A 13250-nucleotide genomic window follows, 5' to 3' on the forward strand; every position below is an offset into this window, starting at 1 on the left:
CTGACGCGCCTCGGGGCGGGCCGCCGGGACGCCGGTCATGCCCGCCCCATCTTCCTTAGCTTCAACCGACGCACGGAAAGAAAGGCCACGCGATGCTGTTTCGCCAAGAGGCCCTGGACCATCTGCGCCATGGCGACCGCCAGGGTCAGGTCTTGCTGCGCAGCCCGCGCAGCTTCTGGTGGGTGTCGATCGGCGCGCTGGCGACCGGTCTGGCGGTGGTGCTGATGCTGTTCTTCACCAGCTACACGCAGCGCGCTCGGGTCAGCGGCCATCTGGTGCCGGACAAGGGCCTGGTCAACCTGGCCGCGCAGCAGCCCGGCGTGGTGGCCGAGGCGCTGGTCGGCGAGGGCAGCTCGGTGCGCCGCGGCCAGGCCCTGTTCCGCCTGCGGGCCGAGCGCCCGGCGCGCGCGGGCGAGCTGGCCCAGGGCGCGGTGCGCAGCCTGGAGCAGCAGCGCGCCAGCCTGCTGGCCGAGGCCGGGCGGCTGCAGGCGCTGGCCGATGCGCAGGCCCTGGCCCTGCAGCAGAAGCGGCGCGAGCTGGAGGCCGAGCTGCCGCGCGCCCGGGACGAGCAGCGGCTGCAACGCCGCCGGCTGCAGTCGGCGCAGGAAGCGCTGGCGCGCTTCGAGGCGCTGCAGGGCACGGGCTTCGCATCCAGCCTGCAGGTGCAGCAGCGCGCCGATGATGTGCTGGACCAGCAGGTGCGGCTGGCGGCGCTGGAGCGCCATGAGCGCGAGCTGCGGGCGCAGCTGGACGCGCTGGCGCTGGAGCTGCGCGCGCAGGGGCTGCGCGACGGCAGCCCGCGCTCCGCGGCGGAGCGGCAGCTGGCGGTGCTGCAGCAGGAGATCGCCGAGGCCGAGGGCCGGCATGAATGGGTGCTGAGCGCGCCGGTGGACGGCACCCTGACCGCGCTGCAGGCGCATGCCGGGCAGGCGGTCGCGGCGGGGCAGGTGCTGGCCCTGTTGCTGCCGGCCGGCGCCCAGCTGCAGGCGGAGCTGCAGCTGCCGTCCAGCGCGGCGGGCTTCGTGCGGCCGGGGCAGAAGGTGGCGCTGCGCTATGCCGCCTTCCCGTATCAGAAGTTCGGCCAGCACGAGGGGCTGGTGCTGGAGGTGTCGCGTGCGGCGCGGCAGGGCGGTAGTGCAGGCGGCGCCGGTGCGGAGCGCAGCTACCGGGTGCTGGTGCGGCCGCTGCAGCAGGCGGTGCAGGCCTATGGCCAGCCGGTGCCGCTGCAGGCGGACATGCAGGTGGAGGCGGATGTGATGCTGAGCGAGCGCAGCCTGATCGAGTGGATGTTCGAGCCGATGCTGGCCTTGAAGGGGCGCCTATGAATCTGATGCAGGGTTTGCAGTTCGGTTTCGGCCCGCGCCTGCCGATGCTGCAGCAGACCGAGACCGCGGAATGCGGCCTGGCCTGTCTGGCAATGGTCAGCTGCTATCACGGTCAATGGCTGGAGCTGCCGGACCTGCGTCGGCGCCTCGATGCCTCGGCCAAGGGCGTGAACCTGGCCCAGCTGATGGGCTTTGCCGCAGAGATCGGCCTGGCGGCGCGCGCGGTGCGGCTGGAGCTGGAGGATCTGTCGCAGCTGCAGACGCCCTGCGTGCTGCACTGGGACATGAACCATTTCGTCGTGCTGCGCCGCGTGACCGGGCGCGGTATCACGGTGCACGACCCGGCGGTCGGCGTGCGCCGGCTGAGCCTGGCCGAGGCCTCGCGCCATTTCACCGGCGTGGCGCTGGAGCTGTCGCCGATGCCCAGCTTCGAGCGCAGCGAGCCGCGGCCGGCGGTGGGGCTGGGGCAACTGATCGGCCAGATCAGCGGGCTCAAGCGCTCGGTGGCCCAGGTGCTGATGCTGTCGCTGGCGCTGGAGATCCTGGCGGTGGTGGGGCCGCTGTTCCAGCAATGGGTGCTGGACGGGGTGATCGTGCAGCGCGACATGGACCTGCTGCAGGTGCTGGCCTTCGGCTTCGCGATGCTGCTGCTCTTGCAGCTGCTGATCGGCACGATGCGCAACTGGATGGTGATCTACTTCTCCACCCAGCTGAACCTGCAATGGGCATCCGGCGTGCTGAGCAAGCTGCTGCGCCTGCCGATGGACTATTTCATGCGCCGGCACCTGGGCGACGTGATGTCGCGCTTCGGCGCGATCCAGGACATCCGCCAGACCCTGACCTCGGCCGCGCTGAATGCGCTGCTGGACGGGCTGATGGCCTGCGTGGCCCTGGTGATGATGGCGATCTACAGCCTCAAGCTGGCGGCGGTCACCCTGGCGGCGCTGGCCGTCTATGTGCTGATCCGGATGATCTCCTACGCGCCGTTTCGCCAGGCCAGCGAGGAGCAGATCATCCATGCGGCGCGCCAGGACGGGCATCTGCTGGAATCGGTGCGCGGCGTGCAGTCGATCAAGCTGTTCAACCGCGAGAACGAGCGCCGCGCGCGCTGGCTGAACCTGCTGGTCAACACCAGCAATCGCGAGCTGGCGACGCAACGCCTGGGGACGCTCTATCAGACGGCCAACGGCCTGGTGTTCGGCCTCGAGAACATCGCGGTGATCTATCTGGGCGCGCTCTTGGTGATGCGCGGCGAGCTGTCGATCGGCATGAGCTTCGCCTACGCCGCCTACAAGACGCAGTTCAGCAGCCGCATCAGCGCGCTGGTCGACCTGGCCTTCCAGGTGCGCATGCTGCGCATCCAGCGCGAACGCCTGGCTGACATCGTGCTCAGCGAGCCGGAGCCCGCCGGGGGCAGCGGCCTGCCGCCCGATGCGGTGCCGGACATCGAGCTGCGCCAGGTGCGCTTTCGCTACGCGGAGAACGAGCCCTGGGTGCTGGACGGCGTCAGTCTGCGCGTCGAGGCCGGCGAATCGGTGGCGATCGTCGGCCCCTCGGGCTGCGGCAAGACCACCCTGCTGAAGATCATGCTGGGCCTGCTGCGGCCGACCGAGGGCGAGATCCTGGTGATGGGCCGGCCATTGGCCTCGATCGGCCTGACGGCCTGGCGCGAATGCCTGGGCGCGGTGATGCAGGAGGACCAGCTGTTCGCCGGCACGATCGCCGAGAACATCGCCTTCGGCGCCGCCGAGATCGATATGGAACTGGTGCGCCTGTGCGCGCACATGGCCGCGATCGAGGAGGATGTGCTGGCGATGCCGATGGCCTGGCAGACCCTGATCGGCGACATGGGCGCGGCCATCTCCGGCGGGCAGAAGCAGCGCCTCCTGCTGGCGCGCGCGCTCTACAAGCAGCCGCGCGTGCTGTTCCTCGATGAGGCGACCAGCCATCTGGACACGCGCCGCGAGCAGGAGGTCAACGAGGCGGTCGGCGCGTTGCAGCTCACCCGTGTCGTGATCGCGCATCGGCAGGAGACGATCGAGCGGGCGGGGCGGGTGATACGGTTGCAGGGGATAGCTTCCCTGGCCCTGCCCGAGCGGAGGGGCGGTTGAACGGGAGCTGAAGTGGCGCGTTCTTGCGCTGCCTCATGATGCTTGTGGCCGATGCCGTCTAGGCTGATGTGTCATGGCGATTTGCATCGCCATCGGGCATTCCACCCTGGGGCAAGAGCCCGGCTTGCGCAGACAATGGGCAGTCCCCTGTTTCACCTCATCTCAACTTTCGGAGCCGCCGGCCAGACCATGAGCGATCCCTTTGCGATCCGCATGCCACCCGACATCCGCTCGGTGCGGGTCGGCGAGCATCAGGTCGTCTTCATCGACGACTTTCTGGAGCATCCCGAGGCCCTGATCGAGGCGGCCACCCAGGCCCGCTTCGAGCCCTGCGCGGGCGCGGCCGAGCGCAAGGGCTACCCGGGCGTACGGGCGCCCGTGCCGACGGCCTACACCGAGAATCTGACGGAGCTGCTGGATCCGCTGATCCGGCTGAACTTCGGTGTGCCGGAGGAACTTACGCTGCGCAAGTCGCCATGCACCTTCTCGCTCACCAATGTGGCGCCGCAGGATCTGGGTCCTCTTCAGCGTGTGCCGCATTTCGATGCCAGCACGCCGCATTTCATGGCCGTGCTGCTCTATCTCTGTGATGAGCGGCATGGCGGCACGGCCTTCTACCGGCACAAGCCCAGCGGCTTGCAGCAGATCACGGCCGAGAAGCGCGATCGCTACGGCGAGATGATCTATGCGGAGGTCGAGCGCCGCCCGGCGCCACCGCGCTACTTCACCGACTCGGACGAGTGTTTCGAGCTGCTGGGCATCATGCCTGCGCGCTTCAACCGCCTGGTGATCTATCGGGGCAGCCTGCTGCATTCGGCCATCGTCAATCCGCAGGGCCTGAGCAGCGATCCGCGCCAGGGCAGGTTGACCATCAACACCTTCTACGATTTCTAACACCGGCCGACAGTTGTCGATAGGCAAAACGCGCGGCTGTTGACCGCGCGTTTTGCCTTGTGCCGTCGGCGCGTGCCTGCATGCATGTGCACGCGCAAATGAAAAAGCCCGGCGGCTGCCGGGCTTTCGCGGGGACGGGTGTCCGTCGATCAGAACTTGACGCTCAGGCCCAGCTTGTAGGTGGTCTCGCCCTTGAAGCCCCAGGCCGGGAAGCCGGCCTTCAGCGGATCCTTGACGTTCGGGTTGTTGGCAGCGGCTGCACCGTACTGGACGTCATCTTCCTTGGTCAGATTGATGGCCTCGAAGGACAGCTTCAGGTTCTTGGTGATGTTCCAGCCCAGGCTGGCGTCGAGCGTGCCGTACGCATCATGCATGCGGTTGCCGTACCAGAAGGCGCCTTCGCGGATCATGTACTTGGAGCGCCAGTTGTAGGCCAGGCGACCGAAGTAGCTCTCGTTCTCGTAGTAGCCGACCAGGTTGACGTTGTGCTTCGAAGCCTGGGTGAAGACATTCAACAGGTCCAGATAGCTGCTGCCCGGGGCCTTGCCTTCGGTGAAGGTGTAGTTGCCGCTGACACCGAAACCGTTGTTGAAGCCGTGGTTGATCTGCAGCTCGATACCGCGGATGGTGGCGCCACCGGCGTTCTCGAAGCGTTGTACCGTCCAGTTGTCCTTCAGGGTCAGCGGATCGACCAGGCCCATCTGTTGGTTTTGCTGGACCCGCGCCACGACGAAGTTCGAAATGTCCTTCAGGAAGTAGGCGGCGGACACCATATTGCCCTTGCCGTAGTAGAACTCCAGGCCGAGATCGGCTTGGCTGGACTTCATTGGCTTGAGGCCGACATCACCGAACGTCCAGGTTTCGTTGTCTTTCCGGTCGTCGTTGAAGCCGGACAAGGTCACCGGGAACATGTTGGCGAAGTTCGGGCGGGTGATGGCTTGCGACGCCGAGGCGCGCAGCACCAGATCCTTGCGCAGGTCGAAGGCGATGTTCAGGCTGGGCAGCACATCGTTGTAGGTCTTGTCGACGGTGGCCTTCGTCTTGGCGAAGCCTGTATTGGTGTCCCAGCCGTCCCTAGGCGACGTGTTGGTCTTGTCGATCGCGTAGCCGGTGCCCTTGACCTTGGTCGAGATGTAGCGCAGGCCGAAGTTGCCGCGCACGCCCTGAGTGTCGAACTCGAACATGCCGTAGACCGCGCGGTTCTTCTCGTTCAGCTCGCCGTAGCCCGAGCGATCCTCAGTCCAGCTGGCGATGCTCTTGTGAGTGTTGTCCAGCATGGCGTTGACGTTGGCGCGCGGGATCGACCAGCCTCCAACGTCCACCGAACCGTCGAACAGCGAGCCGGTGGGCGCCGCGGTCATCGTGCTGTTCCAGATCGGGCGGAAGCTGCGCTTCTCAAAAGTGTGATCTGCCAGGCGAACGCCGGTCTTGAAGGCGCTGATGACGCCCCAATCCAAGTCGAAGGTGGCGTCGAGCTGGCCGAACTTTTCCTTGTCCTTGTTCGGGCCTGCCGAGGTGGCCCAGGGTTGCGGCGCCAACTGCGACGGCAGGGCGCCCAAGCCCCACGACTGGTCGGTGCTGGGGTTGATCTGGATCTGTTTGCCGGTGGCGTCGATCGTGCCTTTCCACTCTGGGCGCTTGAAGGTGCCGTTCCAGGAATTGTCCTGGTAGTTGGCGGTGGCCGAGGTGCCGCCCGAGGCCTTGGTGGTGCCGATCACAAGGTCGAACTTGGCGTTGCCGAGCTTGTAATGAGCATCGGCGACGACGCTGTCCGAGTCCATGCTGGCGCCACGGGCCCATACCTGGAAGAACTTGTTGGTCGGGCCGGAGGTAGCGGAGCTTGTGCTGTGCAGGCAGATGCCGTTGGGGTTGGCCCCCGACGTCACGGCCGCATTGCGCTTGTCGCAGTTCGGGTCGTGCATCAGGTAGTCGCTGGAGTTGGAGCTGTTGGCGTCCAGCTTCATCTTCAGCACGTTCAGGCCCAGTTCCAGGCCTTCGACCGGGCGCGCTTGCAGCGCGACGTTGAAGGCGGTGCGCTTGCGCTCCTGGATAAAGGCGGTGGGGGCCACATCGCCGTTCCAGCGACTGTCGGCCTCGACGCCGCGGCGGATGTAGTCGCCCTTGGAGATACCGGCGGCGACGAGCACGCCGAAGCTGCGGCCCTCATTGCGCCAGCTGTACAGGCCGGACAGGTCCTTCTCCGGATCGCTGATGGTGCCATCGCCGTAGCGCACGGTGCCGAAAACCGTGTTGGCCTTCAGGTCCAGCGGCTTGCGGGTCTTGACGATCACCGTGCCGCCGATGCCGCCTTCGGTCAGATTGGCCTGCGAGGACTTGTAGACCTCCATGCCACCGATCATCTCGGCGGGCAGCAGCGAGTAGTTGAACGAACGGTCGATGTCGTTCTGGTCATACCAGCCGGTAGACGCGACGGTCTGGCCGTTCAGCGTGGTGTAGGTCATCTGCGGGTCGGTACCGCGGATCGACACGGCAGCACCTTGACCGAAGGCTCGACCCACAGAAATGCCGGGGATGCGACCCAGCGCCTGGCCGACGTCCGCGTCCGGCAGCTTGCCCACGTCCTCAGCGGACACGGCATCCACTACGGCGGTGGCATTCCTCTTGATGTTGGCGGCGGTTTCCAGCGACGCGCGGATACCGGTGATCACCACCTGGTCGAGCTGTGCCGCTTCGGGCTTCTTCTGTTCGGCCTGCTGCGCCTGGATGCTGCCGGCCGCTGCCAGCAGCGTGATTGTCACGGCTGCCGCAATGGGGGTCTGTCTGACCTTCATATAACTGCTCCTCGATGTGGCCTGGATTCGTGATGGCCTGTTGCGACGCGGAACCTCAGCTCATACCGAACAGCGAACTGGCATGCGCCTGGTGCCTCTACTGGATCTGCAAATACAACCAATGCAAGGCCACTATACGTTGTGGTAGTGCCACTTTGCTACCAGTTGTGATACGCGTTTTCCCTGTTAACTGACGTGAAAACCACGCTCGTTGCCCCTGACTTGCAGGATCCTGGTTATGGACTGGTATTCAAAACTGGTCTGCACGCAGGTGTTGAATGCGGTCGAGCCGGGAGGGAAGGGTGGGCGCATGCGTTACACTCCCGCGCTTGCCTGCAATGACGGCTGCCAATCGCGTCTAGTGGGGCTTCCCCAAGCCGCTCGATAGCAAAGTTTGAAAAAAGCTTTGCGCCGCAATTTGGTTATGCTATAGTCGTAGGCTCGCTTCGGAGGGGTGGCCGAGTGGTTAAAGGCAGCAGACTGTAAATCTGCCCGCTTACGCGTACGCTGGTTCGAATCCAGCCTCCTCCACCAAGGCGAACGATTGAATGAGTCGGCAGATCGAGCGATCGGTCTGCCAATTCAGGAGGTCAATGCTCCCGGGCGGGAGTAGTTCAATGGTAGAACCTTAGCCTTCCAAGCTAATGACACGGGTTCGATTCCCGTTTCCCGCTCCAGCGATGGGTGTCATTGACGTTGGTTGTGCTGGTGTCGACACCGGTTTGTTGATTGATCAGGTCTGCAAACCCGTGCCGATGCCCATGTGGCTCAGTGGTAGAGCACTCCCTTGGTAAGGGAGAGGTCACGCGTTCGATCCGCGTCATGGGCACCACCAATTCCCTTCTTCTGATCTGTTCGCCTCCAGGAGCGCAAGATGGCAAAAGGCAAGTTTGAACGTACCAAGCCGCACGTGAACGTGGGCACGATTGGTCACGTTGACCACGGCAAGACCACGCTGACGGCTGCGATCGCGACCGTGCTGTCGAAGAAGTTCGGCGGCGAAGCCAAGGCCTACGACCAGATCGACGCGGCTCCCGAAGAGAAGGCGCGCGGCATCACGATCAACACCGCCCACGTCGAGTACGAAACGGCCAACCGCCACTACGCTCACGTGGACTGCCCGGGCCACGCCGACTACGTCAAGAACATGATCACCGGTGCCGCCCAGATGGACGGCGCGATCCTGGTGTGCTCGGCCGCTGACGGCCCGATGCCCCAGACCCGCGAGCACATCCTGCTGGCGCGTCAGGTCGGCGTGAAGTACATCATCGTCTTCCTGAACAAGTGCGACATGGTTGACGACGCCGAGCTGCTCGAGCTGGTCGAAATGGAAGTGCGCGAGCTCCTGTCGAAGTACGACTTCCCGGGCGACGACACCCCGATCGTCAAGGGTTCGGCCAAGCTGGCGCTGGAAGGCGACACGGGCGACCTGGGCGAGCAGGCCATCATGCGTCTGGCCGAAGCCCTGGACACCTACATCCCCCAGCCTGAGCGTGCCGTGGACGGCGCCTTCCTGCTGCCGGTGGAAGACGTGTTCTCGATCTCGGGCCGTGGCACCGTGGTGACCGGTCGCGTCGAGCGCGGCATCATCAAGGTCGGCGAGGAAATCGAAATCGTCGGTATCCGCGACGTGCAGAAGACCACCGTTACCGGCGTGGAAATGTTCCGCAAGCTGCTGGACCAGGGTCAAGCCGGCGACAACGTCGGTATCCTGCTGCGCGGCACCAAGCGTGAAGACGTCGAGCGCGGCCAAGTGCTGGCCAAGCCCGGCTCGATCAAGCCGCACACCCACTTCACCGCTGAGATCTATGTTCTGAGCAAGGAAGAGGGCGGCCGTCACACCCCGTTCTTCAACAACTACCGTCCCCAGTTCTACTTCCGTACCACGGACGTGACCGGTGCTGTCGAGCTGCCGAAGGACAAGGAAATGGTCATGCCTGGCGACAACGTCAGCATCACCGTGAAGCTGATCGCTCCGATCGCCATGGAAGAAGGCCTGCGCTTCGCCATCCGTGAAGGCGGCCGTACCGTCGGCTCCGGCGTCGTCGCGACCATCATCGCCTAAGTTTTAAGAAGGCCACAGGGGCATAGCTCAATTGGCAGAGCGTCGGTCTCCAAAACCGAAGGTTGGGGGTTCGAGACCCTCTGCCCCTGCCAGCGAAAATCATCAGCGATAATCGCTGGTTCCAGTGGCCAAGCAAGCAGCCCGCGGGAGTCGATCCCGGCGGGCTTTGCTGCTGATGGGTCTTTCGTGTGAAGGGCCGCTCGGCAGATTCAAGAGAAGCATCAATGTCCAATCCTCAAGTCGAAACGGTCACGACCGGCGCTGACAAGGTCAAGCTGGCCGGCGCGGTCATCCTGCTGGTCGGCGCCTTGGTGGCCTATTACGCGCTGGCCAAGCAGGGCGCGCTCGCCCAGTGGGCGGCGCTGCTGCTGCTGCTGGCTGCGTCCGTTGCGGCCTTCTTTACCTCGGAATCCGGCAAGTCGCTGATCGCCTACGGTCAGGACTCGATCAAGGAAGTCCGCAAGGTGGTCTGGCCGACGCACAAGGAGGCGCGCCAGATGACGCTGTATGTGTTCGCCTTCGTCGTGGTGATGGCCCTGTTCCTGTGGCTGACCGACAAGACGCTGGAATGGGTGTTGTACGACCTGGTCCTGGGCTGGAAGCGCTGAAGAGGAAGACATGAGCGAAGAACAGAACGTCGTCGAGAGCGCCGCCCCGGCCGGCCTGCCCAAGCGCTGGTACGTGGTCCACGCCTATTCGGGCATGGAGAAGGCCGTCGAGCGCAATCTGCGCGAGCGCATCGATCGCGCCGGCATGCAGGACAAGTTTGGTCGCATCCTGGTGCCGACCGAAGAGGTCGTCGAGCTGAAGAACGGCAAGAAGGCCGTTACCGAACGCCGTTTCTTCCCCGGCTATGTGCTGGTCGAGATGGTGATGGACGACGACAGCTGGCATCTGGTCAAGCACACCTCCAAGGTGACCGGTTTCGTCGGCGGCGCGAAGAATCGCCCGGCCCCGATCTCGGAAGCCGAGGTGATGAAGATCGTCAACCAGATGCAAGAAGGCATCGAGAAGCCCCGGCCCAAGGTCGAGTGGACGGTGGGCGAGATCGTGCGCGTCAAGGAAGGTCCGTTCACCGACTTCAACGGTGCGATCGAGGAAGTCAACTACGACAAGTCCAAGGTGCGCGTCTCGGTCACGATCTTCGGCCGCGCCACGCCGGTCGAGCTGGACTTCGGTCAGGTTGAGAAGGTCTAAAGACGTCAGTCTTTAGACCTTCCGGCGAGAGGTCGCGAGACCTCGAAGCCAAAAGGTTTCGGGTCTGGCAGCTGCCCCAAAGCTGCCCGTAGTCAGTCCGCAACGAGAGGCGGACAAGAGGAGCGAAGGTAAAGGCCCAGGTCCCAGTCCTTCGCGCTAGCACTCAGGCGCAGCGGCGAGGCCGCCGCGGCGCTTCTAGGAGAAAACATGGCCAAGAAGATTGTCGGCTTCATCAAGCTGCAAATCCCGGCCGGCAAGGCAAATCCTTCGCCGCCGGTCGGTCCCGCGCTGGGTCAGCGCGGCCTGAACATCATGGAATTCTGCAAGGCGTTCAACGCCCAGACGCAGGGCTATGAGCCGGGCATGAAGCTGCCGGTGGTGATCACCGCCTTCGCGGACAAGAGCTTCACCTTCATCATCAAGTCGCCCCCGGCGACCGTGCTGCTGAAGAAGGCTGCCAAGATCGAAAAGGGCTCGCAGCGCCCGCATCTGGACAAGGTTGGCAAGTTGACCCGCGCCCAGCTGGAAGAGATCGTCAAGACCAAGCAGAAGGACCTGACCGCTGCTGATCTGGACGCTGGCGTTCGCACGATCGCCGGTTCCGCCCGCTCGATGGGCATCATCGTGGAAGGCGTCTGATCATGGCAAAGCTGACGAAGAAGCAAAAGGCTCTGGCTGGCAAGGTCGAGACGACCAAGCTGTACGGCCTGGGTGAAGCCCTGGAACTGGTGAAGGGTCTGGCCACCGCCAAGTTCGACGAGTCGATCGACGTTGCCGTGCAACTGGGCATCGATGCCAAGAAGTCTGACCAGGTCGTTCGTGGCGCCGTCGTGCTGCCCAACGGCACCGGCAAGACCAAGCGCGTCGCCGTGTTCGCCCAAGGCGCCAAGGCCGAGGAAGCCAAGGCTGCCGGCGCCGACGTGGTCGGCATGGAAGACCTGGCCGAGCGCGTCAAGGCCGGCGACATGCCCTTCGACGTGGTGATCGCCTCGCCCGACACGATGCGCATCGTCGGTACCCTGGGTCAGATCCTGGGCCCGCGCGGCCTGATGCCGAACCCGAAGGTCGGCACCGTGACCCCGGACGTCGCCACCGCCGTCAAGAACGCCAAGGCTGGCCAGGTCCAGTTCCGCGTTGACAAGGCCGGCATCATCCACGGCACCATCGGCCGTCGCTCGTTCGACACCGACAAGCTGGAAGGCAACCTGCGCGCGCTGATCGAGGCCCTGAACAAGGCCAAGCCGGCATCGAGCAAGGGTGTCTACCTGCGCAAGGTCGCCGTGTCTTCCACCATGGGCGTCGGCGCCCGCGTGGAAATCGCCTCGATCAACGCCTCGGCCGCGGCCTAAGGCATTTCAGATGAGGCGTGACGCGAGTCTGGCGTCGCGCTGATGAATTGGTGGGCTGAGCCGGGCAACCGGCTCAGGTCATCCAAGACCGCTGGCGAAAAGCCTCCGCAGTACGGGGAGGCGACGCTTAATCGAAGGCTCCGGCTTTCGGCCAGCGCAGATGGCGGTCCCGCTGAAAGGATGGGTGCCCCGGGCGACCGGGGTGGTTTCCTGACAGAGGTCTCGCTGAAATCCGGTGCCCGAAGCCGCAAGGCCGAGGGCGTAATGTGAGGAGTAGACCTTGAGTCTCAATCGCAACGAGAAAGCAGCCGTCGTGTCGGACGTGGCAGCGCAAGCTGCCAAGGCCCAGACGCTGGCGCTGGCCGAGTACCGTGGCCTCACCGTGGAAGCCTTGAACAAGCTGCGCGTCGACGCACGTTCCAAGGGTGTCTATCTTCACGTGCTGAAGAACACCCTGGCCCGTCGCGCCGTCGCCGGCACCTCGTTCGAGGTGGCCTCGGAGAGCATGGTCGGCCCGCTGATCTACGGCTTTTCGGAAGACGCAGTCGCTGCGGCCAAAGTCATTGCTGACTTTGCCAAGGGTAACGACAAGCTCGTCATCAAGGGTGGTGCCTACGGCGGCAAAGCTCTGGACGTCAACGGCGTGAAGGCGCTGGCGGCTGTTCCGAGCAAGGAAGTGCTGCTGTCGCAAATCGCCGGCCTGCTCAAGTCGCCGGTGCAGCGCACCGCGGCCGTGCTGGCAGCCCTGGCTGCAAAACGTGGCGAAGGTGCCGCTTCTCCGGAAGCCGCTGCCGAAGCCCCGGCTGCTGCCTGATCGACGCGTTCAACGCGCAAGCAATCAATCTGTATTTAGGAAACTATCATGGCATTCGATAAAGACGCATTCCTGGCCGCTCTGGACAGCATGACCGTTCTGGAACTGAACGATCTGGTCAAGGCAATTGAAGAGAAGTTCGGCGTGTCCGCCGCTTCGATGGCTGCTCCGGCCGCCGGTGGCGCTGCTGGCGGCGCTGCTGCCGCTGCTGAAGAGAAGACCGAATTCACGGTCGTCCTGACCGAAGCCGGTTCGAACAAGGTCGGCGTCATCAAGGCCGTCCGCGAAATCACCGGCCTGGGCCTGAAGGAAGCCAAGGACCTGGTCGACGGCGCTCCGAAGCCCGTCAAGGAAGGTGTTGCCAAGGCCGATGCCGAAGCCGCCAAGAAGAAGCTGGAAGAAGCCGGCGCCAAGGTCGAACTCAAGTAATTCGACTTCGGGGAGCTCGGGTTTCGTGCCCGGCTCCACTGCGAGAGGGGTGGCCTGCGAGGGCCTCCCCTTTCGTCGTCTAGGGTAAGTCCCCTTGAGGGCAGTTGAAAGAGCCGGCATCGCGGTATGATGCGCGGTTCTTTCAAGTGTTCTCTGATCCGACTGCAGAGAGCCGGTTTGGTCGGGCCTTGGTGCAATGCCAGGGTTGTCCGCCAGCGGTTGGTAGTGGCCAACCACCAAGCTTCGGGCGCAATGTCCGAATAGCCAGTCGCCG

11 protein-coding genes and 4 tRNA genes are annotated in these 13250 nt (G+C 64.5%); 14 read left to right on the plus strand and 1 reads right to left on the minus strand.

All coding sequences use genetic code 11. From position 1 onward, the window contains the following. Positions 1-92 precede the first annotated feature (92 nt). The 3 genes from G8A07_RS03805 to G8A07_RS03815 all read left to right on the plus strand — a co-directional run bounded on the left by G8A07_RS03805 (position 93) and on the right by G8A07_RS03815 (position 4330). A complete protein-coding gene (locus tag G8A07_RS03805; protein ID WP_195795788.1) occupies positions 93-1325 on the plus strand; it encodes an HlyD family secretion protein in 1233 nt (410 codons plus the stop codon). Next, positions 1322-3436 carry a peptidase domain-containing ABC transporter gene (locus G8A07_RS03810; RefSeq protein ID WP_195795789.1) on the plus strand — a complete coding sequence of 705 codons (2115 nt, stop codon included), beginning with the start codon at positions 1322-1324 and terminating at the stop codon, positions 3434-3436. Before G8A07_RS03805 ends, G8A07_RS03810 begins: the two co-directional genes overlap by 4 nt. Before the next feature lie 189 nt (positions 3437-3625). Beyond that, positions 3626-4330, plus strand: coding sequence for a DUF6445 family protein (locus tag G8A07_RS03815; RefSeq protein WP_213086231.1), 705 nt, complete (start codon positions 3626-3628; stop codon positions 4328-4330). 149 nt (positions 4331-4479) lie between these two features. On the opposite strand, the gene G8A07_RS03820 is transcribed toward G8A07_RS03815, so the two are convergent. Continuing rightward, entirely contained in the window at positions 4480-7089 is a 2610-nt protein-coding gene (locus tag G8A07_RS03820; protein ID WP_213086232.1) for a TonB-dependent receptor, read from the minus strand. Between the two features lie 481 nt (positions 7090-7570). On the opposite strand from G8A07_RS03820, the gene G8A07_RS03825 reads away from it, so the two are divergent. The 11 genes from G8A07_RS03825 (at position 7571) to rplL (ending at position 12976) form a co-directional block, all read left to right on the plus strand. Beyond that, a tRNA-Tyr gene (locus tag G8A07_RS03825) sits at positions 7571-7656 on the plus strand. A 69-nt stretch (positions 7657-7725) separates the two neighbouring features. Next, positions 7726-7799 (plus strand) — tRNA-Gly (locus tag G8A07_RS03830). Positions 7800-7879: 80 nt separating this feature from the next. Then, positions 7880-7954: transfer RNA gene (locus G8A07_RS03835), tRNA-Thr, on the plus strand. 42 nt (positions 7955-7996) lie between these two features. Then, the gene (gene tuf / locus G8A07_RS03840) at positions 7997-9187 is read left to right on the plus strand and encodes an elongation factor Tu (RefSeq protein WP_195795791.1); all 1191 of its coding nucleotides are present in this window, start codon (positions 7997-7999) and stop codon (positions 9185-9187) included. 16 nt (positions 9188-9203) lie between these two features. Beyond that, positions 9204-9279 (plus strand) — tRNA-Trp (locus G8A07_RS03845). A gap of 132 nt (positions 9280-9411) precedes the next feature. Beyond that, entirely contained in the window at positions 9412-9795 is a 384-nt protein-coding gene (secE, locus tag G8A07_RS03850; protein ID WP_195795792.1) for a preprotein translocase subunit SecE, read from the plus strand. Positions 9796-9805: 10 nt separating this feature from the next. Continuing rightward, positions 9806-10384: a transcription termination/antitermination protein NusG gene (gene nusG, locus G8A07_RS03855; RefSeq protein ID WP_195795793.1), complete on the plus strand. Its 579-nt coding sequence runs from the start codon at positions 9806-9808 to the stop codon at positions 10382-10384. A 207-nt stretch (positions 10385-10591) separates the two neighbouring features. Continuing rightward, the gene (gene rplK / locus G8A07_RS03860; protein ID WP_195795794.1) at positions 10592-11023 is read left to right on the plus strand and encodes a 50S ribosomal protein L11; all 432 of its coding nucleotides are present in this window, start codon (positions 10592-10594) and stop codon (positions 11021-11023) included. Positions 11024-11025: 2 nt separating this feature from the next. After that, positions 11026-11733: a 50S ribosomal protein L1 gene (rplA, locus tag G8A07_RS03865; protein ID WP_195795795.1), complete on the plus strand. Its 708-nt coding sequence runs from the start codon at positions 11026-11028 to the stop codon at positions 11731-11733. A 280-nt stretch (positions 11734-12013) separates the two neighbouring features. Beyond that, entirely contained in the window at positions 12014-12547 is a 534-nt protein-coding gene (rplJ, locus tag G8A07_RS03870) for a 50S ribosomal protein L10 (protein ID WP_195795796.1), read from the plus strand. 48 nt (positions 12548-12595) lie between these two features. Next, positions 12596-12976 carry a 50S ribosomal protein L7/L12 gene (gene rplL, locus G8A07_RS03875; RefSeq protein WP_195795797.1) on the plus strand — a complete coding sequence of 127 codons (381 nt, stop codon included), beginning with the start codon at positions 12596-12598 and terminating at the stop codon, positions 12974-12976. Positions 12977-13250 lie beyond the last annotated feature (274 nt).

Source organism: Roseateles sp. DAIF2 (assembly GCF_015624425.1).
In the GTDB taxonomy this organism is placed as follows: Bacteria; Pseudomonadota; Gammaproteobacteria; order Burkholderiales; family Burkholderiaceae_C; genus Kinneretia.

Excerpts from the sequence above, each read along its gene's own strand:
- G8A07_RS03805 (WP_195795788.1), top strand. The coding sequence starts at position 93 with ATGCTGTTTCGCCAAGAGGCCCTGGACCATCTGCGCCATGGCGACCGC.
- G8A07_RS03810 (WP_195795789.1), top strand. The coding sequence starts at position 1,322 with ATGAATCTGATGCAGGGTTTGCAGTTCGGTTTCGGCCCGCGCCTGCCG.
- G8A07_RS03815 (WP_213086231.1), top strand. The coding sequence starts at position 3,626 with ATGAGCGATCCCTTTGCGATCCGCATGCCACCCGACATCCGCTCGGTG.
- tuf (WP_195795791.1), top strand. The coding sequence starts at position 7,997 with ATGGCAAAAGGCAAGTTTGAACGTACCAAGCCGCACGTGAACGTGGGC.
- secE (WP_195795792.1), top strand. The coding sequence starts at position 9,412 with ATGTCCAATCCTCAAGTCGAAACGGTCACGACCGGCGCTGACAAGGTC.
- nusG (WP_195795793.1), top strand. The coding sequence starts at position 9,806 with ATGAGCGAAGAACAGAACGTCGTCGAGAGCGCCGCCCCGGCCGGCCTG.
- rplK (WP_195795794.1), top strand. The coding sequence starts at position 10,592 with ATGGCCAAGAAGATTGTCGGCTTCATCAAGCTGCAAATCCCGGCCGGC.
- rplA (WP_195795795.1), top strand. The coding sequence starts at position 11,026 with ATGGCAAAGCTGACGAAGAAGCAAAAGGCTCTGGCTGGCAAGGTCGAG.
- rplL (WP_195795797.1), top strand. The coding sequence starts at position 12,596 with ATGGCATTCGATAAAGACGCATTCCTGGCCGCTCTGGACAGCATGACC.